Annotated in this window: 20 protein-coding genes and 1 tRNA gene; 4 read left to right on the forward strand and 17 right to left on the reverse strand. The window is 48.5% G+C overall.

Features of this window, described 5'->3' with window-relative positions:
• Nucleotides 1–47 precede the first annotated feature (47 nt).
• Complete coding sequence (locus ACETPC_RS15955) at nucleotides 48–797, forward strand: DNA-binding transcriptional regulator YciT (RefSeq protein ID WP_380182941.1); 750 nt, start codon at nucleotides 48–50, stop codon at nucleotides 795–797.
• A 24-nt stretch (nucleotides 798–821) separates the two neighbouring features.
• Here the strand turns inward: ACETPC_RS15955 and ACETPC_RS15960 are convergent, their stop codons facing one another.
• Entirely contained in the window at nucleotides 822–1,730 is a 909-nt protein-coding gene (locus ACETPC_RS15960) for a LysR substrate-binding domain-containing protein (protein WP_380182943.1), read from the reverse strand.
• Between the two features lie 226 nt (nucleotides 1,731–1,956).
• On the opposite strand from ACETPC_RS15960, the gene ACETPC_RS15965 reads away from it, so the two are divergent.
• Nucleotides 1,957–2,970, forward strand: a complete 1,014-nt coding sequence (locus tag ACETPC_RS15965; RefSeq protein WP_380182945.1) for an NAD(P)-dependent alcohol dehydrogenase — start codon at nucleotides 1,957–1,959, stop codon at nucleotides 2,968–2,970.
• A gap of 410 nt (nucleotides 2,971–3,380) precedes the next feature.
• Here the strand turns inward: ACETPC_RS15965 and ACETPC_RS15970 are convergent, their stop codons facing one another.
• From ACETPC_RS15970 to ACETPC_RS16020, 11 genes are all read right to left on the reverse strand, one after another.
• Entirely contained in the window at nucleotides 3,381–3,809 is a 429-nt protein-coding gene (locus ACETPC_RS15970) for a hypothetical protein (protein ID WP_380182947.1), read from the reverse strand.
• Nucleotides 3,806–4,084 carry an MW1434 family type I TA system toxin gene (locus ACETPC_RS15975; protein ID WP_380182949.1) on the reverse strand — a complete coding sequence of 93 codons (279 nt, stop codon included), beginning with the start codon at nucleotides 4,082–4,084 and terminating at the stop codon, nucleotides 3,806–3,808. The genes ACETPC_RS15970 and ACETPC_RS15975 overlap by 4 nt, the downstream gene beginning before the upstream one ends.
• A 229-nt stretch (nucleotides 4,085–4,313) precedes the next feature.
• Nucleotides 4,314–4,643, reverse strand: a complete 330-nt coding sequence (locus ACETPC_RS15980) for a hypothetical protein (RefSeq protein WP_380182951.1) — start codon at nucleotides 4,641–4,643, stop codon at nucleotides 4,314–4,316.
• A gap of 532 nt (nucleotides 4,644–5,175) precedes the next feature.
• Nucleotides 5,176–7,278: a peptidase domain-containing ABC transporter gene (locus tag ACETPC_RS15985; protein WP_380182953.1), complete on the reverse strand. Its 2,103-nt coding sequence runs from the start codon at nucleotides 7,276–7,278 to the stop codon at nucleotides 5,176–5,178.
• A complete protein-coding gene (locus ACETPC_RS15990; protein WP_380182955.1) occupies nucleotides 7,268–8,560 on the reverse strand; it encodes an HlyD family secretion protein in 1,293 nt (430 codons plus the stop codon). The genes ACETPC_RS15985 and ACETPC_RS15990 overlap by 11 nt, the downstream gene beginning before the upstream one ends.
• 51 nt (nucleotides 8,561–8,611) lie before the next feature.
• On the reverse strand, nucleotides 8,612–8,968 hold the full coding sequence (locus ACETPC_RS15995; RefSeq protein WP_380182956.1) for a hypothetical protein: 357 nt from the start codon (nucleotides 8,966–8,968) through the stop codon (nucleotides 8,612–8,614).
• Between the two features lie 242 nt (nucleotides 8,969–9,210).
• On the reverse strand, nucleotides 9,211–10,155 hold the full coding sequence (locus ACETPC_RS16000) for a fimbrial protein (protein ID WP_380182958.1): 945 nt from the start codon (nucleotides 10,153–10,155) through the stop codon (nucleotides 9,211–9,213).
• Between the two features lie 33 nt (nucleotides 10,156–10,188).
• Nucleotides 10,189–12,750, reverse strand: a complete 2,562-nt coding sequence (locus ACETPC_RS16005) for a fimbria/pilus outer membrane usher protein (protein WP_380182959.1) — start codon at nucleotides 12,748–12,750, stop codon at nucleotides 10,189–10,191.
• Nucleotides 12,751–12,834: 84 nt separating this feature from the next.
• Complete coding sequence (locus ACETPC_RS16010; protein ID WP_380182961.1) at nucleotides 12,835–13,518, reverse strand: molecular chaperone; 684 nt, start codon at nucleotides 13,516–13,518, stop codon at nucleotides 12,835–12,837.
• 65 nt (nucleotides 13,519–13,583) lie between these two features.
• Complete coding sequence (locus ACETPC_RS16015; protein WP_380182963.1) at nucleotides 13,584–14,120, reverse strand: fimbrial protein; 537 nt, start codon at nucleotides 14,118–14,120, stop codon at nucleotides 13,584–13,586.
• Between the two features lie 839 nt (nucleotides 14,121–14,959).
• Nucleotides 14,960–15,718, reverse strand: coding sequence for a transcriptional regulator (locus ACETPC_RS16020; protein ID WP_380182965.1), 759 nt, complete (start codon nucleotides 15,716–15,718; stop codon nucleotides 14,960–14,962).
• 638 nt (nucleotides 15,719–16,356) lie between these two features.
• Between ACETPC_RS16020 and ACETPC_RS16025 the strand changes: the two genes are divergently transcribed.
• Nucleotides 16,357–16,944, forward strand: a complete 588-nt coding sequence (locus tag ACETPC_RS16025) for an NAD(P)H-dependent oxidoreductase (protein WP_380182967.1) — start codon at nucleotides 16,357–16,359, stop codon at nucleotides 16,942–16,944.
• Between the two features lie 186 nt (nucleotides 16,945–17,130).
• Here the strand turns inward: ACETPC_RS16025 and ACETPC_RS16030 are convergent.
• The 5 genes from ACETPC_RS16030 to aspA form a co-directional block, all read right to left on the reverse strand.
• A tRNA-Phe gene (locus ACETPC_RS16030) sits at nucleotides 17,131–17,206 on the reverse strand.
• 129 nt (nucleotides 17,207–17,335) lie between these two features.
• Nucleotides 17,336–17,914 (reverse strand): transcriptional regulator, encoded by a 579-nt coding sequence (locus tag ACETPC_RS16035; protein ID WP_380182969.1) that lies wholly within the window; start codon nucleotides 17,912–17,914, stop codon nucleotides 17,336–17,338.
• 62 nt (nucleotides 17,915–17,976) lie between these two features.
• Nucleotides 17,977–19,680: a protein-disulfide reductase DsbD gene (locus ACETPC_RS16040; protein WP_380182971.1), complete on the reverse strand. Its 1,704-nt coding sequence runs from the start codon at nucleotides 19,678–19,680 to the stop codon at nucleotides 17,977–17,979.
• 156 nt (nucleotides 19,681–19,836) lie between these two features.
• The gene (locus tag ACETPC_RS16045) at nucleotides 19,837–21,138 is read right to left on the reverse strand and encodes an anaerobic C4-dicarboxylate transporter (protein WP_380182973.1); all 1,302 of its coding nucleotides are present in this window, start codon (nucleotides 21,136–21,138) and stop codon (nucleotides 19,837–19,839) included.
• 115 nt (nucleotides 21,139–21,253) lie between these two features.
• On the reverse strand, nucleotides 21,254–22,684 hold the full coding sequence (gene aspA, locus ACETPC_RS16050) for an aspartate ammonia-lyase (protein ID WP_380182975.1): 1,431 nt from the start codon (nucleotides 22,682–22,684) through the stop codon (nucleotides 21,254–21,256).
• A 312-nt stretch (nucleotides 22,685–22,996) separates the two neighbouring features.
• On the opposite strand from aspA, the gene ACETPC_RS16055 reads away from it, so the two are divergent.
• On the forward strand, nucleotides 22,997–23,458 hold the full coding sequence (locus tag ACETPC_RS16055; protein WP_380182977.1) for an FxsA family protein: 462 nt from the start codon (nucleotides 22,997–22,999) through the stop codon (nucleotides 23,456–23,458).
• The last annotated feature ends 160 nt before the right edge of the window (nucleotides 23,459–23,618 follow it).

A 23,618-nucleotide genomic window follows, 5' to 3' on the forward strand; every position in this document is an offset into this window, starting at 1 on the left:
GACTGGCTTTCTGGTAAGCTTGATGAAAAAGTTTATCGGCCAACACTATGAATTTACGGCATCAAAAGATTATTCAGCTTGTTAGTGAACGCGGCAGCGTCAGCGTCAGCGAACTGTCTCAGATCGCCGGCGTTTCGGAAGTGACGATACGTCAGGATCTGAACGTGCTGGAAAAAAGCGGCCTTCTGCGTCGTGTGCACGGCTCGGCTGTAGTGCCTGAAAGCGATGACGTAGGCGCAAGGATGCGCACCCGCTATGCCGTTAAGAAGCGCCTCGCAGAACACGCCGCTTCGTTGGTGAATGCCGGTGAAGTGGTCTGTATTGAAGGAGGAAGCACTAACGCGCTGCTGGCGAGAGAACTTAGTGAAAGACGTGACATCACTATTATTACGGCCAGCCACTATATTGCCACGCTGCTCAGGGATACGGGCGGAGAAGTTATTCTTCTTGGCGGGCTGTACCAGAAAAGCAGTGAATCCGTAGTAGGGCCGCTTACCCGGCTCTGTATCCAGAATATCAATTTCCACAAAGCCTTTATCGGCATAGACGGATGGGATGCAACGACAGGCTTCACCGGGCGTAATATGCTGCGCTGCGATGTGGTCAACGCCCTGATGGCTAAAGAGACGCAGACCATAGCGCTGACCGACTCGTCGAAGTTTGGCCTGATCCATCCTTACCCACTCGCGCCCGACCGTCCTTTCAGCCGCGTTATTACCGATAACGGTATTCCCGACGCCTGCAAAGAAGCGCTGGCAACGCAGGGAGTGGCTGTTGATGTTGTTGATGCCGCCTGATAGCTGTTTTGCAGCGCTCAGGCCTTAATAGTCATCCTGCTGACGGTGGAAGAGATCGCTTATCCAGTCGATAAACACCCTGACATTAGGTGACAGGTAACGTCTGTCCGGCCACAGCACGGAAACCGGTTTAGACACGGCCTGGAAATCGGGCAGCAGCTCAATCAAATCCCCGGAGCGGATATGCGGCGCCAGAGCAGCCCGAGGCGCATGGAGGATCCCAAGCCCGGCCAGGCCGCTGGTTAGCAGCACATCGGAGTTATTGACCAGCACGCCGCTGGCGGGACGTCGGGAAATGATTTTTCCGTCCTGAACAAATTTCCAGTCCATCACTTCCCGGCTGTGCTCGCTGAAAAAATTGACGGCCTTATGCTGCAATAGCTCATCGGGCGATGTCGGCTGGCCGTAGCGGCTGATATAGTCCGGCGAGGCGCAGGTTACCATGCTGGCCTGACCCAGGCGGCGAGAGATGAAGCTGGAGTCCGCCAGCTCACCCAGACGAATAACACAGTCCACGCCTTCACCGATCAGATCGGTTATTTTGTCTGATGCGGTCAAAACAATCTCAATGTCCGGATACTGTGCCTGGAATTCTGCCAGCGCGGGAACGATCATGGTATGCACCAGCGCCAGCGGCGCATCCAACCGTAGACGACCGCGCGGCGGCTGCGCGGGGGAAAAAGAGGCCATGATGCCCTTTACGTCGGTAATGACCTGGCGAGCGCGCTGGTAGAACTCTTCGCCTTCCGCCGTCATGCTCAGTTTTCGGGTAGTACGGTGAAGTAGTTTTACCCCCAGTTCATCTTCAAGCTGCTGGACAGCTTTGCTGACGGCCGGGCGATGTATCTGCAAGGTGTCCGCCGCACGAGTAAAGCTGCCCTGTCCGACGACCTGCACAAAGATTTCCATGTGTTCCAGCATATTTGAACGCATTTTCTTTCCTGATCTATCCGGATCGTTTACCCGCTACGGGAGCCCAAACCCTGATTTTACAACTTTCCCTGAGTATTAAGCGCGAATTGTTTCCTCTGGAGTACCAGTGAATTATTCCGGCGTCTCTTTTTCATCTGCGTGGCTCTTTTTATGATCGCTATGGCTCTGCATTTTGACCTGCCGTGGCGGGCAGGTGATGAATTCACTGAAATGAGGAAATAACATTATGAAAGCATGGTTACTAAAAGACTTCGGCCTTGAAAAGCTGAAACTCGAAGATGTCCCGACGCCGACACCAGGGCCGGGCGAACTGCTGGTTAAAGTTGGTGCCGTCTCTCTCAACTTTCGTGATAAAGCGATCGTTGAAGGCTTTTACGAGCCTCATCTGGTGCCAAAATCTCTGATCCCGGTTTCCGATGCCGCCGGAACGGTTGTTGCCGTGGGCAGCGGTGTCTCACGTTTCGAAGTGGGAGACCGCGTTAACTCTCATCTGTACTCACACTGGATCGACGGTGAGCCGGCAGCAGATGAACCGGCATGGTGTCTTGGTATGCCGCTGCCGGGCGGCCTTGCCGACTATATGATTATCCACGAGAACGCGGCTGTTAAAACGCCAGCTCATATGTCCGACGAGCAGGCGTCCACGCTGCCAATCGCCGCGCTGACAGCATGGTATTCCCTGATGGATGTGGGCAATCTGCAGCCGGGCCAGACGGTACTGGTGCAGGGCACCGGCGGCGTTTCCGTCTTTGCTGCACAGATTGCGCATGCTCACGGTGCGCGCGTTATCGCCACGTCCAGTAAAGACGAAAACCTTGAACGGATCAAAACCTTGGGTGCCGACGAAGGAATTAATTATAAGACCCATCCGGACTGGGAGCAGAAAGTGCTTGAGCTTACCGATGGCAAAGGCGTTGACATCACTATTGATGTCGCTGGCGGGAACGGGATCAACAAATCCGTAGCGGCCACTAAAGTAGCCGGCATTGTCGCGCAGGTTGGCTTTCTTACCGGGCAGACAGCCCGGCTGGATTTGATGCCGGTTATTTTTCGCCAGACGACTATTCGGGGCATTGCGGTTGCGCCGCGAACTTCTTTCGACCGCATGAATCCCTTTCTGGACAGGCATAAAATCGCTCCTGAAATCGAGCGCGTTTATCCGTTTGAAGAGGCAGTGGAGGCGTTTAATCACCTCTCACGCGGTGCCTTTGGTAAAATCGTTATCAAAGTCGGTGAATAAACCCGAGTCGGCACAATAGTCGTTTTACCCGTTGGTTCTGCTGACGGGTAAAATTGGCCTTTGCTGGCTATTGCCTGTAGAGGTTTCCCGACGCTGATCAAAGGCTTTATAAGCTTAGTTACAGGCTTAAAACGGCTGATAGCGTGCTTGTGGACCACCGGTTTATAACAACAAGAGCGCGCATTGATTATTGTTTTTCATCCTTTTAATGCTTCGCTGACTTATGCCGTCGCTGTGGCTATCGCACGAGACATCACTGAAGAAAATTCAGCAAATACTTTTTTAATCGCCGACTTGATGCAGGAGAAGTTTAATAAGGTTTTTTAGAATGGTGATCTGCACTGATTTTGTCAGAACAGAGTCCGGGCCTTACGGCCAGGACTTTGTGGACAGCACCTGGCTTCAGACTATCAAACGCTCAGGTTATCAATTTCGAACTGGAGGATAATCGGGTAGCTTTTATTAATGTTATTTTTATTAAAGCAATTATCTAATAATTGCTGAACTTCGCCATCCTCCCAAAAATAGTTGTTCCGGTTTGAAAGGCCTGTGTAGCGGCCCAGTTTATACTGGTTATTGCCGATGAAAACGGTTAAAGGTGCTGCCGGGTTGTTTTGCAAGAATTTTATTAACTTGCTTGTATTGTCTTGCGCAATCTGGAATAAAAAGCCATTTTTCTTATTGTAAATAGATTTGTCGTAGCCGCAGCATGTTTTTACCGCTACCGTCTCGGGGTCAAAAATATCGGTTGAAGTTAGCTTAAATTCTCCAATTCCCCATCCGCTGTAGTAACCATAATTGTGTTGAGAGCCAGTATGGAAATAACTTCCTATTGTCACCACTCCTTTGATATGATAAATTTTTTCCTGCGGGGCTCAATTTCTTCTGAATAGCTAATCCAGTCTTCCGCCAGCAAATCTTCATGCGTTTCTTGCCACTTTTTATAACCACCATCCTGATAGACCAGTGAGATAAATTTATCACCCTCGTCTTTGGTGATGGCAAGGTAACCTTCGGCATTATCCCAACCTGAGCGTGCTACTTTATTTCCGGATTTTATTTCCAGTAAGGCCCAGGAAAATCCATTTGAGATACTGTTATTTCCAGTTGTCATCTTTAGTTCCCTCTTGACTGCGGTTATGCTTCCTTATCGTATCATTCAAAAAGGAAAATAGGCAATAAGTAATGTGTATACGTGCATATGCGTTACTATAAACAATATAAAATTATTACTTTATGATTTGTAAGTAGTGCCAGAGATGCTCCATAACTTTATGGGACACTAACTATAAAATTGTACTGAAAGAATAATTTTTCTTATCCGTAATGGCGCCAGCCTGCAGCTATGCTTTAGTGACGGGCAAGCAAAGTGCCAGCACCTCTGCGCTGGCTGCTTTGTAACAAATCGACTGGCGCTTAGCTTTTTCTGAATCTAACAAGCGTTTATTAAGACGCGCCTGAGCGGTAGCAATCATATCCTGAAAAAACGCTACAAAGCAGGCTGGTCTGCTACGGGCCATATGGGCGTTATAACATAATGGCTGGGATTGTCGGATAACGCATTTTTTATACTTTGATAGAAAAAAATCAGGAATTGAAACTGGCGTAAAGAAATATTGATTTCCAACGCCTCCAGCCACTTTTTTTAACTCGCATTCGGTAAGTTCATACATATCAACCTCTTTTGATGGTAATTATCTTTATCACTATAATTTATCTTTTTGATTGTAATGCTATTTTTACGCGCATTTGGAATATCATCTTCTGACATCTACAGCCTGTAAATAAAGCAAGATAGGTTATGGCTGTAATGCAGGAGTAGATACATATTTCTACTAAAAAATATGTGACCTGAATCAAGTAATAAAAAGAGATTGCGATTTAGCCATGCTAAAAGGTGTGCTGATGTTTAACGTGGAGGAATGGGTAATGAGAGCATTAATATATATAGAGCGAAGGCTGTCTGTGTTTATTGAATAGCTACAGGTTATAGTTTCCAGTTGTAGCCTGTAGCTATAGCTGCGCATAATTTTTATAAAACAACTGGAATGTCAATATCGCTAAAATATAAAAAGATCATCAATAATTGGAAAGTTTCGGGGGGGATTTAAAATTAGTCTGGTCGTAGGCATCCTTAAGCCAGCAAGTAACTTACTGGCTTTTGGTAATGGATTTTATTTTTATAAAATAAAAAAATCAATTTGGCTATTGCAGATTAATAACCCTGTCGGCCGAGGCGATAGTCGAGGGCCTATGTGCGACTATAATGCGGGTGATTTTTAGCGAGCAGATCGCTTTATTAATGGCAGTCTCATTATCAATATCGAGATGGCTGGTCGCTTCATCCATTAGCAAAATATTAGGGCGACGGTAAAGAGCACGCGCAATAAAAAGGCGCTGTTTCTGCCCGCCCGATATCCCCGCGCCCAGTTCGCCAATCAAGGTTTCATAGCCCATCGGCATAGCCATTATTTCATGATGGATATTGCTATAAACCGCGCAGGCCATAATCAATTCTTTATCGGCTTCAGGAGAAAAACCGCTAATGTTATCGGCAATTGAACCGGAAAAAAGTCTGTCATCCTGCAGCACGCAAGCGATGCTTTGACGATAATTGTTAAGGCCGATTTTATGTATATCCAGGCCGCCCGCCAGTATCTGCCCGCTGGTGGGATTGAGCAGGCCACTCATTACCTTCAGTAACGTTGTTTTCCCCGCTCCGGACGGGCCGACGATAGCCACGCTTTCGCCTGGCTGAATCGTTATATTGAGATCGCTGAAAATCGGCTTCGACAGGGCGTCATACTGGTAGGTCAGCGCTTTTGCTTCAAGTGCCACGCCAGCGCCGGGTTGAAAGACCGCACGCGGAGAAATATTTACTTCCGCCTCGGTAAAGACAATATCGGAGATCCTCTCGTTATGGAGAGAAAGCATCCGTAAACTCAGCGTCAGATCGATCAGGCTGGAGGCGCGTTGCGAAAACTGCCCGCGGTAGGCGTTAAAAGCCATAAACATCCCGAGGGTCATATTATTATCAATTACCATCGCTGCGCCGAGCCAAAGAATAGCCACCTGATCCAGAGCAGATATCAGCGTATTCAGTCCGCCAAACATCATATTAAAACGGGTGGTTTTAATGCCGGTGTTGGTGGCATCAATATTGAGGTTCAACCAGTGGCTGGAACGAACATTGTCAATGCCCAGCGCCTTAACTGTGGAAATACCGTACAGCGTCTCCATAAAATGCGAGCTGGATTTAGCGCCTTTTACAATCTGCTCTTCTGAGAGCTGTCGAAATATCCGGTAAGTACCAAAACGGATCAGGGCATAACAGGCTGTAAAGCCAACAACAACCCATACCAGCCAGCCGCCGTAAAGCATCATCATGGCAAACAGGCCCAGGGTCATAATGCCGTCGATAATACCGGTGACGATACTGTTGGTAAACGTTGAACGGATAGCGTCCAGCGAAGAAAAACGCGATTGAATATCACCGAGATGCCTTTTTTCAAAGAAGGATAAAGGCAGTTTCATCAGATGATCAAACAACGTAGTTTTCCACTGAATGTCGGTCAGGGTGCCTAAAGTAATGGAAATCCAGGCACGAGCCATACTGACAAGCGATTTAAACAGGGTAAAGATCACCAGGCCAAGACAGATAACGGTAAGCAGATCGTAATCATGCGCCTGTATAACATGGTCGGTAACCAGCTGCGTACCGACCGGTAGCAGCAAATTCACGGCTTCGATAACCACCGACAGCGCGAAAATTTTCAGCAGCGCGCCCGCTAGCCCGTCGATATTTTTCATCAAATCCAGCAGACGCAGCCTGGTTTTGACCGTTTCTTTATGAAACTCTTTATCCGGCCAGAGTTCCAGCGCTACGCCGGTAAAGTGACTGGACATATCCTTCATGCCGACGATACGTCGGCCAAACGCTGGATCGTGGATCACAAAGGATGAGCTACGAACTTTTACCAGCACCACAAAGTGGTTCATATCCCAGTGCAAAATGCAGGGCGTTCTGAGTTTTCTTATCTCATTGATATCTAGCGATAAAGCCCTGTTTTTCAGCTGTAGCCGGGAAGCGACGTTAGCTACCAGTTTCAGCGTTGCCCCTTTGGTTGAGACGTTAAATTTCTGGCGCAGATTAAACAGATCGACGTTAAGGCCATAGTAGCCAGAGATCATTGCCAGGCAGGCCAGCCCGCATTCTGAAGATTCTGACTGTAAAATTTGGGGGACTTTTCGGTGTAGGGTAAAATTTATTTTGCTGTTAATTTTTTCAAAAAGTGACTTAGTTGTCATCAACCACTCCGGTTACGCTGTTTTTAATTTTATTAATTGGCGCAATGGCCCACTGATATAATGGCTTCTTTTCCAGGAAAACAATGGATTTAGCCTGTAGGCCACTGGCTATTTCCAGCCTTTTACCTTTATCGCTAAACTCAGTTGTCTTAATTGAAACCAAAACCTTATAGTATGCGCCTTTTTCCTGACGCAAACCGCTGCTATAGCTGCTCATTTCCTGTGGCGACGCGGGAATAGAAGAAATTGAAGTGATTTTTCCAGGGAACTGGCCAAATTTATCTGCCGGAAAAGCATTGTAGCGAATATTTATGCCATCGCCCTTTTTTACATAGGGAAGACTATGATCAGGAAGCCATAGCATTAAATAATATTCGACATTATCCACGGGTTTTATCTGCGCCAGGCTGGCGCTGGCTTCAACCATCTGCCCCGGCGTAACGCTGAGCGATTCAATGATACCGTCCAGTTTAGCATTAACGATCAGGCTGTTATTGGCTTTATATTCAGCCAGCTGGCGTTCTAGATCGCTGAGTTGCGATTCACTCTGTGAGATCTGGTTATCGAAATCAGCGCCACGGGTCATTTTATCGCTACGCAGCTGGGATAACTGGATATTTTCCTGAATACTTTGATTGCTGAGTGATTGATATGCGCTCAGCTGAGAGAGCGACTGGGCGCGCTGATAGTTAAGTTGGTCCTGAGTAATTAGCCCCCTTTTTAAATGTTTTTCATAATTGTTAAGGCTTTCTTCCATTTTCCTGGCGCTTTCGCGTGCATTTTTTACTGCCTTTTCCGTCTCTTTATGAGCTGCCGCATAATTATCGATCTGCGTCTGCAAATTATCCAGCGTATACTTTTTATTATCTTTTAGTTTACGGATGATTTCGTGTAAATTTTCTTTCTGAACTTTAATAGACTCAACGGCAGCGCTGCTGACATTGCCCGAAGAAGTCGTGCGTGAAACATCAATTTCATAAAGCGGATCGCCTTTTTTTACTCTGTCGCCGACTTGCACGAAATTGGTAATGATATAGCCCTGCTGTGGAGAATAGATATTTATCGAATGAGGCAGGGTGATAACTTCGCCATCAACATCAATACGACGGCTATAATCGAAAAACGCCATACACAGTGCAATAGTAATGACGAAGGCCAGGCAGGATCCCGTAATAGCGAGTGCGGGAATTTTAGAGATAAGCAGCGCTTTGCCTACCCATTTTTGCCGCTGGTAGTCAATAGCCTCGCTACGGAATATACTTTTATTTTTATTGTCGGTCATGAAAACTTCCGGAAAGGAAAAAAGAGCCACAAATGTGGCTCTGTAAAAAAATTAAACAAGAGTACCGTTGGTAAAACCGTCAATAATTTTATCAAACAGCTCATTGGTATTATCCCAACCGGTAGTTGCACCATATATGCCGCCACTAATTCCACCCAGGATGCCACCTGCGATCAATCCCACTCCTTCTGCAATAATACCGAGACCAAGCAGACCACCGCCGTCACCGCCATGGCGACCACCAACGTAAGCTCCGCCTGTGGCGCCGATTGAAGCGCCTAAAGTTGCAGATGCTACCAATTCAACTGCATTCGCGGCAAGATTGCCAAAAAAAGACAGGGGATCTGTAAAGTTCCAGCTGTATGCACCAGATACATCATCCATTTCAATGACGGAAAGTTCTTTCATAGTGAAGCTCCTTTTTTTAACATACCGGCCTTACAATAAGGCCTTCCTTGGTAATTACCCGGTTTTTCCGAGTCCTTTAAAAATAGGGTTTATACCTTTCTTTTATCAACTCATTTAATATCATCTCATTTTAAATGAGATTTTATTTTTTCTAAAATTCGTGAACTATAGCTATGAACTATCTCTGATAGTGATTTTTTATAACCTGTGGTTGTTATGTCCTGATGTCAGGGATTTATGCATTAATTCTGCGTAATCGTAAACGTCATTGCAGCGTTTGCTGTGCCAGTGCCGATCGTTCCGGTTTGCTTATAGCGCGCGACTAGCGGTATTTCAATGGTTCTCTCGGAGGCGTTGTGATAAGTTTTAGCCGTCGCAAAGCTTAGCGGCGTACGGCTTGCATCAAGAACTTCTACAGCAACGCCTGTTGCTGAATTGGTTTCCGAACTGATGGCTAATAAACCGTCGCCTGAGACATCTCCTACGGGATCGAAAGTAACCTGAACAGGAATATTATCAGCCTGGCATTGGAGCAGTACGCTAAAATTGCGCTCTGACGAGGCGGCGACGCTGCCTATTCCGCTAAATTCGCTACGTACTGGGCTACCTAAATCAACAATTTTATTTTGTGAATTCACATCGGCCAGACAGCTTTTTTGCGTTACCTTCATACTGTTCATTTTTATACTCGCGAATACCTGCGAATTCAGATAAAAACTAGCAATGGTTTTACTTCCCGCTGTTCCTGGCGTGATCGGGCCTGTTTTTACAAAGGTTAACCTTACTTCATTTTGGTTTAGCCACGGCGTTAAAACATTGGGCGACAGCGAAGTGGTATAGGGAAGCGTCATTGCTGGTTTATAAATATCGCTGATAAAAACGCCGACTCCGGCAATATCCGTTTCATAGGCGCCCTCTACCGTGGTACTGGCGGTTAATAGCGGCACCGCACGATAGGGCGAGCTGCCAGTACAGGTCACTACCAGCATTTGGCCCGTAAGGCCTTTACTATAGCGATAGCCTAATATATCACCTACGTTAACGCGTGGATCGATTGCTAATTCCAGTGCGCCCGTAGTTACATTTGGTGTCGTTCCCATTATACAATTGCCAGCATATGATATTGAGGGTAATAGAAATATTATAAGTAGTACTTTCATTTTAAGAATCATTTTGATTATTTTCATGCTTTTACTCCAGACAGGGCCGCGAGGTTATCTTTAGTCTTGCTGACAAACGCCTTTTAACATCTGAACACCACTTAGCGCTTTCTTTTCAGGCAAGACGTAAGCGACACGGCATTTTTTATCGGCCGATTTTCCCCACTGAACCAATAAATTACCTGTAGGTTTTAAACCACTCAGATAGACCTGGCCATCGTCGCCGACAATATTGATTTGTTGATCGGGCAGCGCTTCATTAACAACCAGCGCGCCAAAGGGCACCGGCTGGCCTTTCAGCGTCAAGGTCATAATAGCTCTCGCGCCGACCTGCGCAGCAAAAGTTGCCCGGACGATTGCACCTCTGGTGGGCACAATGCTTTTAGTTGTTAGCGTCAGATCGACATCTTCAGGTAGAGACGTGGTATCAAGCATGATGTCCGATACGCGATAGGGCGTAATATCTGGCACAACGGTATAGCCTCTGAAATCTGTTTTAACGCCAGTACGGCTGGCCACCCGAACGCCGCTGGCGCCGGGCGCAATAACCAAAGCCGCCGTATTACTAAAAGCCTGGCTCAGAGTAGCGCCATCCCGATGTATCAGTAATCCGCCTTCCAGGCCATAACTCAGTCTGTGCATCTCTTTGTCGTAGCCGTACCCTGCGGTAATTTCGCCATAGCTTCCGCGGTAGTTGGCATCGAGATTGCCGCTGTTGCCAACTCCCTGGCTGCCATATCCTTCACGGGCGTTCCAGGATAATCTGTTACCTTCAAGCGCGGTCCCGTTTAAGCTAATACTTTGGCCGGTATTGCCCGGTTTGCTGCTGGTCAAGGTGTAGCTTGCCCATGTATTGGAGAGCCAGCGATCCAACGGCATGGAAAGATTAAAAGAGAAAATCTGATCTTTACTGTGTCTTTCGCCGGAACGGCTCGAGGTATTACGATTAAAGCTATAGTTAAAGCCATAGCTGATGCCGTTATAGCTGTTATTGTAACTGGTTGCGAAAGATTCCATGCGGCGATGAGTTCGCCAGTAATCTTCTCTTAATAAATTTACGCTGAGAGAACCTGCCGATGGCCCCAGGTTCTGGTTGAGTGTTAATTCAGTACGGTTACGTGCCTGTTCACGCCATAAAAGGGAACGATCATGGCGAAAAGTATCCATTAATTCCGGCAGTGAGTAATAATCGCGCGTTGAGTAGCGATAGCCGGCAATGGCAAAATTAGTTCCGGTTTCATAGAAATTCTTGCTGTAGCGCATCCTTAAAGACTGGCCGACCTTTTTTTCACTGTCTTTAGCGGTTGCCCAGGAGTTAATGATATCGGTAGAAAATGCGCCAAACCCGCCGAAGTTTTTCCCAATGCCAAAGGCGAGCGACTGATAATGAGCGGAAAATTGTCCCCCGCCGAATAGCGTGATATTCCAGGGAAGGCCATAGACCATCGTCGCCTGGCTAAAATAGTTTTTTTCCACGCTGGAATCATAAGGACGATACTGGCCAGAGGTCAGGCTGTATCTGAGATGCCCCTCGCGCACCAGAACCGGCAGCGAAGCATAGGGCACCACCAAATGCTGTTCGCTGCCGTCAGCTTCTTTGATAGTGACATAAAGATCGCCGCTGCCGCCGGTAGCATAGAGATCGGCGATCTCAAAGGCGCCAGGCGCGACATAGCTTTGATAAATGATATATCCGTTTTGCCTGACAATTACCTGAGCATTGGTTCGGGCCGTGCCGTGAACCACAGGAGCGTAGCCGCGCAGGCTTTCCGGCAGCATCTCATCATCTGAAGCCAGCTGCGCGCCACGGAAGGGGACGCCCTCGAAAATGTCGGAAGGCGCAGTGCTTTCACCCAGCGTCAGCTGCGACCGGGCAGAGATAATATTACGTTGTAGATAAGTATAAACCGAGTCCCATTTTCCCCCTTCTGATGAGGTACTACTGCGATTCCAGGTCGTGTAGTTGCGCAGGCGCCAGGCGCCGATATTGAGGCCTGGCCGCAAATTAAGATATTGGCTCTGGCTATTTTGCGCATATTTATTACGAGCGGTATTGCTGGCGCCGGAAAAATGGTAGTTCATCAGAAAAGCGTTAATCCCTTCATCAAACTGTGTCGGTGATACGTAACCTCTGGCGCTGGCCAGCAACGCAGCCTGAGGGATACTCAGAATCAGGCGCTGATTGTTGAAATTAAATGTCGCCGAAGCCTGCGGGATAACCGTGATATCAGTACAACCGCGTTCGTCTTCTTTAAGACTGGGAAAAGCTTTTATCCGGACACCGTAAGATTCCAGTGTTGTTAGCTTTAAACAGGGCACCAGATTAGCATTGCCTTCACCAGCAGCAGAAAAGAAGGTGATTTTTTTAGATTCAACAAAATGATTGTTCAACCATACGTCGACAATATAGTCACCCGGTGCCTGCGAATGACTGTTCTCGAAAACAGAAAGATCGTAGGTGGCGGTACTGCCCGTGCCGGTCTGTAAAAAAGCAGGATTGAAAGTTAATCCTGCTACAGATTTGTTCGGGCACAAAAAAAGTACAACAACCGGGATAATCACAATAAAAGTTAAGTATTTCTTCCCATTTTTATTATTTTTTTCTTTGCTGGATTTGTTCATGTCGACATTCCATTGTGCAATTCTGATAAAATCACATGCCAAATGGCTACGCTATGTACCGGCGCCCGATAACATATACTTTTATCAGATCTTATTGAGGTGAACCGGGCCTGTACCACCGTAATCATTGATTAGCTTCCAGCTAATCTCACCAGCTGTTTCACCAGACGGAAGGTCAAAAGCAGCTGAAGACTCAGGCATAACAACGCCGCCATCCACAACTTTTTTGTTATTAATCCTGATAAACATAAAGTTCATTAAATATTTTGATGGGTTTATTACAACCAATTGGTTTCCTTTCTTTTTCCACTCCAGCTTCTGAACATGCTGCTCGGGAGTTTCATCAACTAAACTTTCAGGGCGAAAGATCAGCTTTAAGCGTGTGCGTACAGCAATTTGTAAAGTATTATGCTCTGTATCAGATTTAGCAGGAATAGATTTTATGTTTAGCCAGAGCAGGGTTTCCCTGTCCTGAGGTAAACTATTTTCCGTTCTGATAATCCGTAACAGGTTTTTTTGCTTGCCATCAAGCCTGAATAAAGGCGGGGTAACGATAAATGGCGCGTTATCTTTTATCATGTTCCCTGTTGCATCTTCGATCCATGACTGGATAAGAAAAGAAAAAGCATCGGGATTTTCCACACTAATAGCTTTTTCTTTTTCATTGCCTTCATATACCATTCGGCTGCCGCCAATTATTACTCCGGCATGCGCGCTGGCCAGGCCAAAGGCAAGCATCAGGATGAAAAACAAAGTGGTTTTACGCATGTTATAACCTTCTGTAAAAATCAGGCACCACTCTTAAACATCAGAATGGTGCCGGCATACATCTATTAATAATTAACAGTAAAAGTTGCTACAGCGTTGGCCGGTCCAACCGTAACTGCCGCATCTTTCTGAATATAGCGGGCATAAAAATCCAGGGTATTAACATTGTTACCGGAGACCAGCGTATAACTGGCTGATTCAGAGAAAAGCGGCAGTACACCTGATTTATCGGACAGCTGAATACCTACGCCAGTGGCGACACCGGTTTCCTCGGTCAGCGCCAGAACCGTGTTATCGCCCGAATAGGCAATGCCATCAAATTTGACTGTTGCAGCTTTAACGGTATCAGGACAACCTTTCAGAAGAATATTAAATTTTGTTGCGCTTGCTGTTCCGCCAGCGGTAGAGCCAACGCCAGTAAAGGCATTTTTATAAACATTGCCCAGCAGTACATCCATGGTCGTTGCGCCTGCGCCGTCCAAATCAACGGTACAGGCAGCATCAATAATTTTCCCTTTGAAATTGATCGTTCCATCAACTGCTAAAGCGGGCGCTGCTGCGACAGCGTTGATTAGAGCCAGAGTGGCAATCATCTTTTTCATAATTATGTTCCTTATTTGGTTATCCAGGGTATGTATCTTCCTGAAAGCATACCCTGTTGATAACAGCGTTTATTTCCCTTTAGGCACAAAACAAATGTTTGTGGTTAACCTCTGCAACTAACTTATGCGTTGCAGTAGCAAGAATTATAAACTTTACAGGATTGCTTAATCTAATGAGATTTTTCTTAAGCGCAATAATTCATCTTTAATACAAATAGTAGAATATATATTTTTTTTATGATTTTTTTTTAAATCAAAGCCTGCTATCAGCATTATCATTAGTTCTTTTGTATATAGGCTGGCATGCTGTGCTTTTTATTTGTAATCTCAGGTTATATTAAACGCAATAAAATCAATGGGTTTGTCCGGTGTTGGGTGAGACTTCAATATGTTCTTTATTCGGGCAGGCTTAACTTTAGCCGCGTCCGGGAATGAAGGACAATAATTATGTCTAACCCACATGCAGGCATAATCCATTAAGATTATTATGAGGTGATGAAGTGAACTCTTTACAGATAATTCTGTGATATATATTTGTGATTCAGACTGAAGAGAGACGTAGTATCTGCTCATCCAATTTCATTGAGTAACTTTTCACAGATACAGGTTGAAGTTTTATCGTATCCTGGACGGCATTCACAACTTTGAGGCGGCATGAATAAATCTCAGACAAATAGCATCTTGCCGCCTTTCATCAAGCCTTTCTTTACTTAGTTTGTTTACTGTTATTAGCGAAAATGCGTTCCCTCCAACAAGTACAATGACCCGATATGAGAGTAGATCCCATCGTCGTTGACTTAGTTTCTTAAGGATGGCCAGGAAAATATATTTACGTTAATTTAACTTTTTATTTGTAGGCATAAGACAATGCACCCGGTATCATTCGGACTGTCCTTATAGTTTTCATGTGCCTGCACGTAAAGCTGCATGATCTTGCTCGAGAGCAAAATGAGCAAAATAGTAGATAAAATAAATATATTAAATTTCAACAAGGTGTATTCGCTCAGCGCAGGCAGAGATAAAAAAAATGAGCCTTTCTTCGCGCGATCTTTTTCATGTTTTTGGGTGGATAGTGGCTGCCCGGCGGTTGCTTCCGGAACGGGTATAGTTCCTTGCTGTTCATTTGGCGTTACGACGTTTTTTTGCTGGGGCAAGGCAAATGGTTCTGCAACAGAATGATTTTGCGGCGGGTGACCAAAAGCAACCGCGGCAGAACTCGTTAGTCTTATCGCGTCACTAGTCATCTCATTTTCTGACTGTGCTATTCTGATATCAATATTTTTAGAGAGCGATAAACCAATGCGTGGGATTGTAATAACAATGTTGCTACCCAATCCAACCTTTTTTAGCCCTTTACGCAATATCGAGATGTTCTGATAATAGGTATTAGGCGCGACAAATATTCCTTGTTTTTGCCATACTTCGTCCATAATTGACTGTTGACTCAATATATTCCCTTGTTGTTTAAGCAGCATCAACAGGCAGCGGCTGGCGGGAGAGTTAATAATAACTGTTTCTTTTTCTCCATCCAATCTTTCAAGCTTGTTCTCTATAGGGCAAAATTTCACTAAGCCATTAATTATATAATAGTTTTTCATATTCCCTCTGAAAAAGAAAAATCACATCCGGTGATTGTTGTTGTTTTTTTGTGAAAAACTCGTTTTTAGTTTTAAGGGAGGTTTCTTCCCGTTCAACAGATTACTACCAGGTATTTCTGCTTCAGGTAAATTACCCTAGGTCTTTTTTTTTAAAAAGTCAATTTACAAAATCATCGTAATTCATATGAAATTTAGACGTGATGCAAAAAATTAATGAATTGCAATTGCAGCTATAACCTAATAGCTTGTTGAGTATAGGTCACGTTTTTGCTATGTAAAAACGCATATTTTAAATCATTATTCTCTTTTATTTATTCAGGTGTACAGCAGGTAGCATAATATTTTTATTATATAAAACTTTTTTATACAAATGGCATAATTACAGGTTAAGTCTTTATTGATTTACTGTTGTTATTTCAGTGCCGAAATACCACAGGTAGATAATAAAGGCTGTGCGTACGCTCAACATTTATTTCTGTTGAAGCGAACTTTCAGCGGGTCTTCCCCGCAGGTTGCTTAAGCGGAAACTGTCGCAATAAAATGCATTTCGCATTTTCAGCTAACTTAGCTCTGCTGGTTTAGCCACAGTATGCACCTACTCAATCCTTCACCGGTTTACGTAACAGGGAGCTTCTGGCATGCATGCATTGATCGTTATTTCTCATCCGCTTGATACCTCATTAACTCATGCCGCGGCTGCGGCTATCGCACAGGGTATTGCTGAAGCAAATCCGGCAAATACTTTTGAAATCGCCGATTTGACGCAGGAGAAGTTCAATCCGGTTTTTTCTGCGGAGGATATGGCGGCTTTTCAACAAACGGCTGTGCCGCCGTCCGACGTGACCGCAGAGCAGGCCCGCATTGATAACGCAGATGCGCTGGTGCTGGTGTTTCCGGTTTACTGGTGGTCAATGCCGGGTTTGTTAAAAGGCTGGATCGATCGCGTCTTTGCGAACGGCTGGGCTTATGAAGAAACGGCAGAAGGGAAGGTAGTAAAAAAGCTGGGCCATCTGCCTGTGCATCTGGTGGCGCTGGGCGCGGCAGGAAAGGGCGTTTATGAAAGGCATGGCTACACCAGCGCCTTTAACGCGCAGATCGCCCACGGAATTTTTGATTACTGTGGTGCACCGGTGATAACTAATGAAATCTTGCTGATGCCTGAGCTTAAAACGCCGGAAGCCTGCCTTGAGGCGGCGCAAGATATTGGGCGTGGTGTTTTCAGATAAAACAACAGGTCGCAATGAGCTAAGGGCTTCCCGAGGCGCTGTCGTTATTTTCGGGAGTTCGCAGGCAAGCGGCTATCAGGGTTGCTGTCAGCGAACAGGGCGCCTGGTGGACTATCAGGAAAGTTGTAAGCAGCGGCTAAATGCCCAAAAGCAAAAACCCGCCACGGGGGCGGGTTCTTTAAATAGTGGTGCCCGGACTCGGAATCGAACCAAGGACACGGGGATTTTCAATCCCCTGCTCTACCGACTGAGCTATCCGGGCAACGGGGCGCATTAAACCGTAAAGGCCGCTCGCCGTCAACGGCTTTGTTATAAAAAAGCGGTAAAGCGTGACTGATTGCGTGCTTTTCGGACAGTTAGCCTGAAAGTCACGCAAAGCAGCCTGCCATTTTCAGGTCAGCGCACCATTCTTGCGGCACAGCGCGATACTCAGCACATCTTCCGCCAGCGAACGGGCCGTGACCACTTCCTGCACGTTGCGCTTCACCAGCAGGCGGCTCAGGCAGCCTTCCAGAATCAGCTCCATCTGATGAGCGAGCAGTTCGGGATTATCGGTTTCCAGCTGCGTCAGCAGCTCATGGGTATATTGCCAGGAAGCGCGTTTCTGCTGCTCGGCAACCTGATGGATAGGGTGATCCGGCTGCGGATAGAAGCTGCATGCCGCGACAAACAGGCAGCCGGGATAGCGATTATTGTTAACCGCCTCTTCCAGCACCTGATAGCGCGCCAGCAGTTTTTTCGCCGGGCTCAGGGGCTCATCCAGCAGCAGCCTGCGCCGCCAGATATCTACCTGCTGACTGTGATAGCGCAGGGCGTCGTAAAGCAGCGCCTCGCGATCGGGCCAGTAACGCTGTAAATCTTCCTGCTGGCAGGCTGCGGCATTCGCCATCATGGCGAAAGACGTCGAGGCGGCCAGCCCGTTTTGCTCGAGTACGTTCAGTGCATGCTCGAGTACCTGTTCACGCTGCAAGTGACTCTCCTCTTGAATGCATTATTTACGGCCGTGACCGTAAAATTCCTCTCTAGTGTCGTTTACTGCGCTACTTTCTGCAAATGCTGCCGGAAAGCTGCCGCGTCCATAAAACCGGTCACGCGCGAACCAGGGATCTCTTTACCCTCGGCGTCGAAAAACAGGATGGTAGGCAGTCCCAGCACCTTTAGCTGTGCCAGCAGCGCTTTGTCCTGAGCGCTATTGGCGGTGACATCAGCCTGCAATAACTGAGTTTTATTCAGCGCATTCTGTACCGATGACTGGCTAAACGTGTATTTTTCGAACTCTTTGCAGGCCACGCACCAGTCGGCATAAAGATCGAGCATGGTTATGCCGCGATGCTGGCCTAACGCCTGATTAAGCCGATCGACATTATCGATGCGGGTAAAATTCAGTGCCGCATGATTTTGCACGGCAGGCGTGCCAAATGCCCAATCCTGTAAAGGTCGGGCTGCGACCAGCGCCGCCACCAGCATTAGAATTTGCGCCAGACGCTGCCAGCCGTTAGCGGATTTAAAGCTGATAAAGGCCCAGCCAAAGAAAGCGACGGCCAGCAGGCTCCAGAGACGCATGCCCCACATATCGCCAACCACGCGCTCCAGCAGGAAAACGGGCAGCGCCAGGATCACAAAGCCGAAGCCTTCTTTCACCGTCTGCATCCAGGGGCCGCTTTTCGGCAGCAGGCGATTGCCGAACAGCGTCACTGCTATCAGCGGCAGCCCCATACCAACGGCATAGAGCCAGAGCGTTCCTGCACCAGCCAGCATATTGCCGCTTTGTGCGATGTAAAGAAGGATGGCGCTGAGCGGCGCGGTGGTGCAGGGCGAGCAGATTAAACCAGCCAGCGCGCCCATCAAAAATACGCCGGGCAGGGATCCGCCTTGCTGACGATTACTAAGCAGCGTCAGCCGGGTTTGCAGCGAAGAGGGAAGCTGCAAGGTAAACAGCCCGAACATCGATAATGCCAGCAGTACAAATAGCGCGGAAAGGCCGATCAGTACCGCAGGCGACTGCAATGCGGCCTGGAAGCGCAGCCCGGCTGCCGCGACGATGACGCCCAGCGCCGTATAGGTCAGCGCCATGCCCTGCACATACACCATGACAAGGGCAAACAGCCGTTTCAGCGAATAGCGGCGGCTGCTGCCCAGGATAATGCCGGAAATCAGCGGATACATTGGCAGCACGCATGGCGTAAAGGCAACGCCAATACCGATCAGCAAAGCCCATAGCGGTGAGAAGGGCAATTTGTTTTCAGCGGGAACAGGCTGCGCATCCTGAGCTGATTTAGCGGACGCATTGCTGCCAGCGGCGACCTCATTCAGCGGCACGCTGCGGGTTTCCGGCGGATAACAAAAACCGGCGGCGGCGCAGCCCTGATAAGTCACGCTAAGCGTTGCGCCCTTGTCTGCCTGCAGGATGGTCAGCGGCACTTTCAGGCTGTCGGGATAAATTTCCGTTTTGCCGTAAAACTCATCCTCATGCGGCTTGCCCGCAGGCAGCGTCCAGTCCGCGAGCTTTGCGCCGTGAGCCGTCAGGGTAATCTGCTGGCGATAAAGATAGTAGCCGGGTTTGACCTGCCAGTTGAGGGTGAGCCGATCGGCCTGCTGGGAAAAATCAAAGCTGAAAGCCTGATCGACGGTGCCAAAATGGCTGCTGGCGCGCTGGTCAAACAGCGAGGCGCTGGCGCCCAGACTGAAAATCAGGGCCAGCGCCAGCAGCAGAAAGGGGGTAATGCGCTTAATCATGGCTGGGATCTTTTTCACTATTGATATAAACCAACGGGCGATCCCCGGCCAGGCCAGGGATCTTGTACAAGGCGCAGACTATATCACGGGCTGACAGCCGCTGCTTTTGCAGGATGTAACCGGCTACAGCGCATTGAGAACCGGTTTACAAAGTGGCTACAGGAAAAGATGGGCGAAAACAAAACCAAAGGCGACCGACAGCGCGATCGCCAGCGTGCCCGGCACGATAAAAGAGTGGTTGAACACGAATTTGCCGATACGAGTGGATCCGGTATCGTCCATTTCTACGGCAGCCAGCAGCGTAGGATAGGTCGGCAGCACGAACAGCGCCGAAACGGCTGCGAAAGAGGCGATGGCGGTGTGCGGCGAAACGCCAAGCAGCAGCGCCGCAGGCATCAGCGCTTTGGTGGTGGCCGCCTGCGAGTAAAGCAGCGTTGAGGCGAAAAAGAGGATCACCGCCAACATCCACGGATAGTCGCGCAGCAGGCTGCCTGCCACGTCCTGAATCTCGCCGATATGTGCCTTAACAAAAGTGTCGCCCAGCCAGGCTACGCCCATTACGCAGACGCAGGCGCTCATACCTGAGCGGAAGGTGCTGGCAGAAAGGATTTTCGCGGTATCGACTTTACAGCTCAGGCAAATCAGCGAGGCTATGGTCAGCATAAAGATCACGATGGCTTCATTGCGCGGCAGTACGGGATTTTTTATCAGGCCGACGGTATCGCTGATCGCCGTGGCATACAGCACGACGGCGACAATGCCCAGTAGAAAAAGCAGCACCGAACGTTTAGCGCCGGGCTTTTCTTCAAACTGTGTCTCGCCACGCAGCGTGACCTCGCCTTTTGCCACCCGCTGCTGGTAAACCTGGTCCTCGTGCAGCTCTTTTCCTAAAAAGTTGGTGATCATTGCGGCGACAAAGATAGCGACCATAGTCGAAGGAATAGCGACGGCCAGCAGGCCCAGATAGCTGACGCCTTTGGGTTCCAGAATGCCGGAAAGAAAGACCACGGCGGCAGAGATAGGCGAAGCGGTAATAGCGATTTGCGAGGCGACCACCGCGATAGAAAGCGGACGCGAAGGGCGCACGCCTTGTTCTTTCGCTACTTCGGCAATTACCGGCAGCGTGGAAAACGCAGTGTGGCCAGTACCTGCCAGCAGCGTCATGGCATAAGTCACCAGCGGCGCCAGGAAAGTGATATAGCGCGGATGCTTTCTCAGCAGGCGCTCGGCCAGGCTGACCAGGTAATCCATACCGCCCGCGACCTGCATCGCTGCGATAGCCGCAATTACACCCATTATGATTTCAATCACGTCGAACGGAATGACGCCCGGCTTGATCTGAAAACCCAGCGTCAGGATCAGCATGCCGACCCCGCCAGCGAAGCCAATCCCGATACCGCCCAGCCGTGCTCCCAGATAGATCGCCGCCAGCACGACAATAAGCTCTGGTAAAATCATAGTTTGCTCCCCTGGTCTCTTTGGTTAGAAATTAGTTGATGGCATGTTGCCAGCAGCATAAAAAAAGGCACGTTGTTCAGCGAACCAACGTGCCTTGTCTGTTTAACGCCGATAATTACTCTTCATCGGTATAGCGTTTGGCCTTGTAGACCGGATACATCAGGTTTTGCGTGGAGAAAATGTCGTCCAGTTCCGCTTCGGTCAGCAGGCCGCGCTCCAGCACCACTTCACGCACGCTTTTGCCCGTTTCGGCGCAGATTTTGCCGACGATATCGCCGTTATGGTGGCCGATATAAGGGTTCAGGTAGGTGACAATGCCGATGGAGTTAAATACATAGGCTTCGCACACCGCTCTGTTAGCGGTAATGCCATCCACGCATTTCTCCAGCAGGTTAGCGCAGGCGTTGGTCAGGATATCCACCGATTCGAACAGCGCCTGGCCAATTACCGGCTCCATCACGTTCAGCTGAAGCTGGCCCGCTTCCGAAGCCATGGTCACGGTGACATCGTTGCCGATAACTTTAAAGCAGACCTGGTTCACGACTTCCGGCACGACCGGGTTAACCTTGGCGGGCATAATGGAAGAACCAGCCTGCAGTTCCGGCAGGTTTATCTCATTCAGGCCAGCGCGCGGGCCGGAAGAGAGCAAACGTAAATCGTTGCAGATTTTCGATAGCTTGACCGCCAGACGCTTCAGCGAGCTGTGCACCATTACGTAAGCGCCGCAGTCTGAGGTCGCCTCGATCAGGTCCTCTGCGGGTACGCAAGGCAGATTGCTGACTTCCGCCAGCTTTTGTACCGCCAGCTGCTGGTAGCCGTCCGGCGTATTCAGACGTGTGCCGATAGCCGTCGCGCCCAGGTTTACTTCCAGCAGCAGTTCGGCGGTGCGCAGAATATTTTTAATCTCTTCTTTCAGCAGCACGTTGAAAGCGTGGAATTCCTGGCCCAGCGTCATCGGCACCGCATCCTGTAGCTGGGTACGGCCCATTTTCAGGATGGTGTTAAATTCAATCGCTTTTCGTTCGAAACCTTCGCTGAGTTTGCCGATGGCTTCCAGCAGCTGCAGGATGGAGCTGTAAACCGCGATGCGGAAACCTGTAGGATAGGCATCGTTGGTGGACTGGCACTTATTGACGTGATCGTTGGGGTTTAGATACTGATATTCGCCTTTCTGGTGCCCCATCAGCTCCAGGCCAATATTAGCCAGCACTTCGTTAGTGTTCATATTTACCGAAGTACCGGCGCCGCCCTGATAGACATCAACCGGGAACTGATCCATGCATTTGCCGTTGATCAGCACTTCATCGCAGGCTTTGATGATCGCGTTGGCAACGTTGCGGGGAATGGTTTGCAGCTCTTTATTAGCCATCGCTGCGGCTTTTTTCACCATGACCATGCCGCGCACAAAAGCCGGGATATCGCTGATCTTACTTTTACTGATATAAAAATTCTCAATCGCACGCAGCGTATGAACACCATAATAAGCATCCGCCGGAACTTCTCGCATACCTAACAGGTCTTCTTCGATACGAATGTCGTTAGCCATGAGCACCTTCTTGTTATTACTGCCGGTTATACTAGCCAGTGTCAGAGTGATTCGTTTGTCGCCATCAGTCCGGGGCGATATGTTAACGTTTTCCCCGGCGGGAGCACGACTATATTCTGTGAATTATTGACGTGTTTCACTTTAAAGCGCGCTTTTTTTGTCGCTGTATCCCTGCTGTTTATTTGATGAGAGCGCAGGGAATTTCCCGCTCGTGGTTGAAAAGGGCGCGAGGCATGCCCATCTTTAACCGATACGATCTTTTTTTCGCCGTTGCGCGTGTTGCGGGGCGGCTCTAACCGACAGGAGACTGCGGTGCGCTGGTTACCGTTTTTACTACTTTTCGTTCTGGCCTGGATCGAGATCTCTATTTTTATCCAGGTCGCCCACGTATTAGGCGTGCTGGTGACGTTGCTGCTGGTGATCTTCAGCTCTGGCATCGGGATCTCGCTGGTGAAAAACCAGGGCATGAAAAACTTTATGCTGATGCAGCAGAAGCTGGCCGCAGGTGAAAGCCCGGCGGCAGAGATGCTGAAGAGCGTTTCGCTGATTCTGGCGGGCTTCCTGCTACTGCTGCCCGGCTTCTTTACGGATTTCCTGGGGCTGCTGCTGTTACTGCCGCCAGTGCAAAAACACCTGACGCTGAAACTGATGCCGCACCTGCGTAGCTGGCGCGGGCCGGGCGCAGGCCCGGATAGCGGCTATACCGTCGACGGCGAGTATGAGCGTAAAGACACTACGCTGATCGAGCATGACGACAAACGCGACGATCGCTAAACGCAAAAAGGCGGATCCCCACGCCTTTTTCAGACTGCTGACAAAGCTAAAAAAGCTCAGATAAACATCTGTTTTTTATAGCAACTTCGCAGCTTTATGGCGGCAGAGGCTGAGCGGATAAGCGGACCGTTTGGCGCATGGACGCGCCAACCGAGCCTAC

Origin of the sequence: Pantoea sp. sgz302252 (genome assembly GCF_042610525.1) — a bacterium.
GTDB lineage: Bacteria > Pseudomonadota > Gammaproteobacteria > Enterobacterales > Enterobacteriaceae > Erwinia.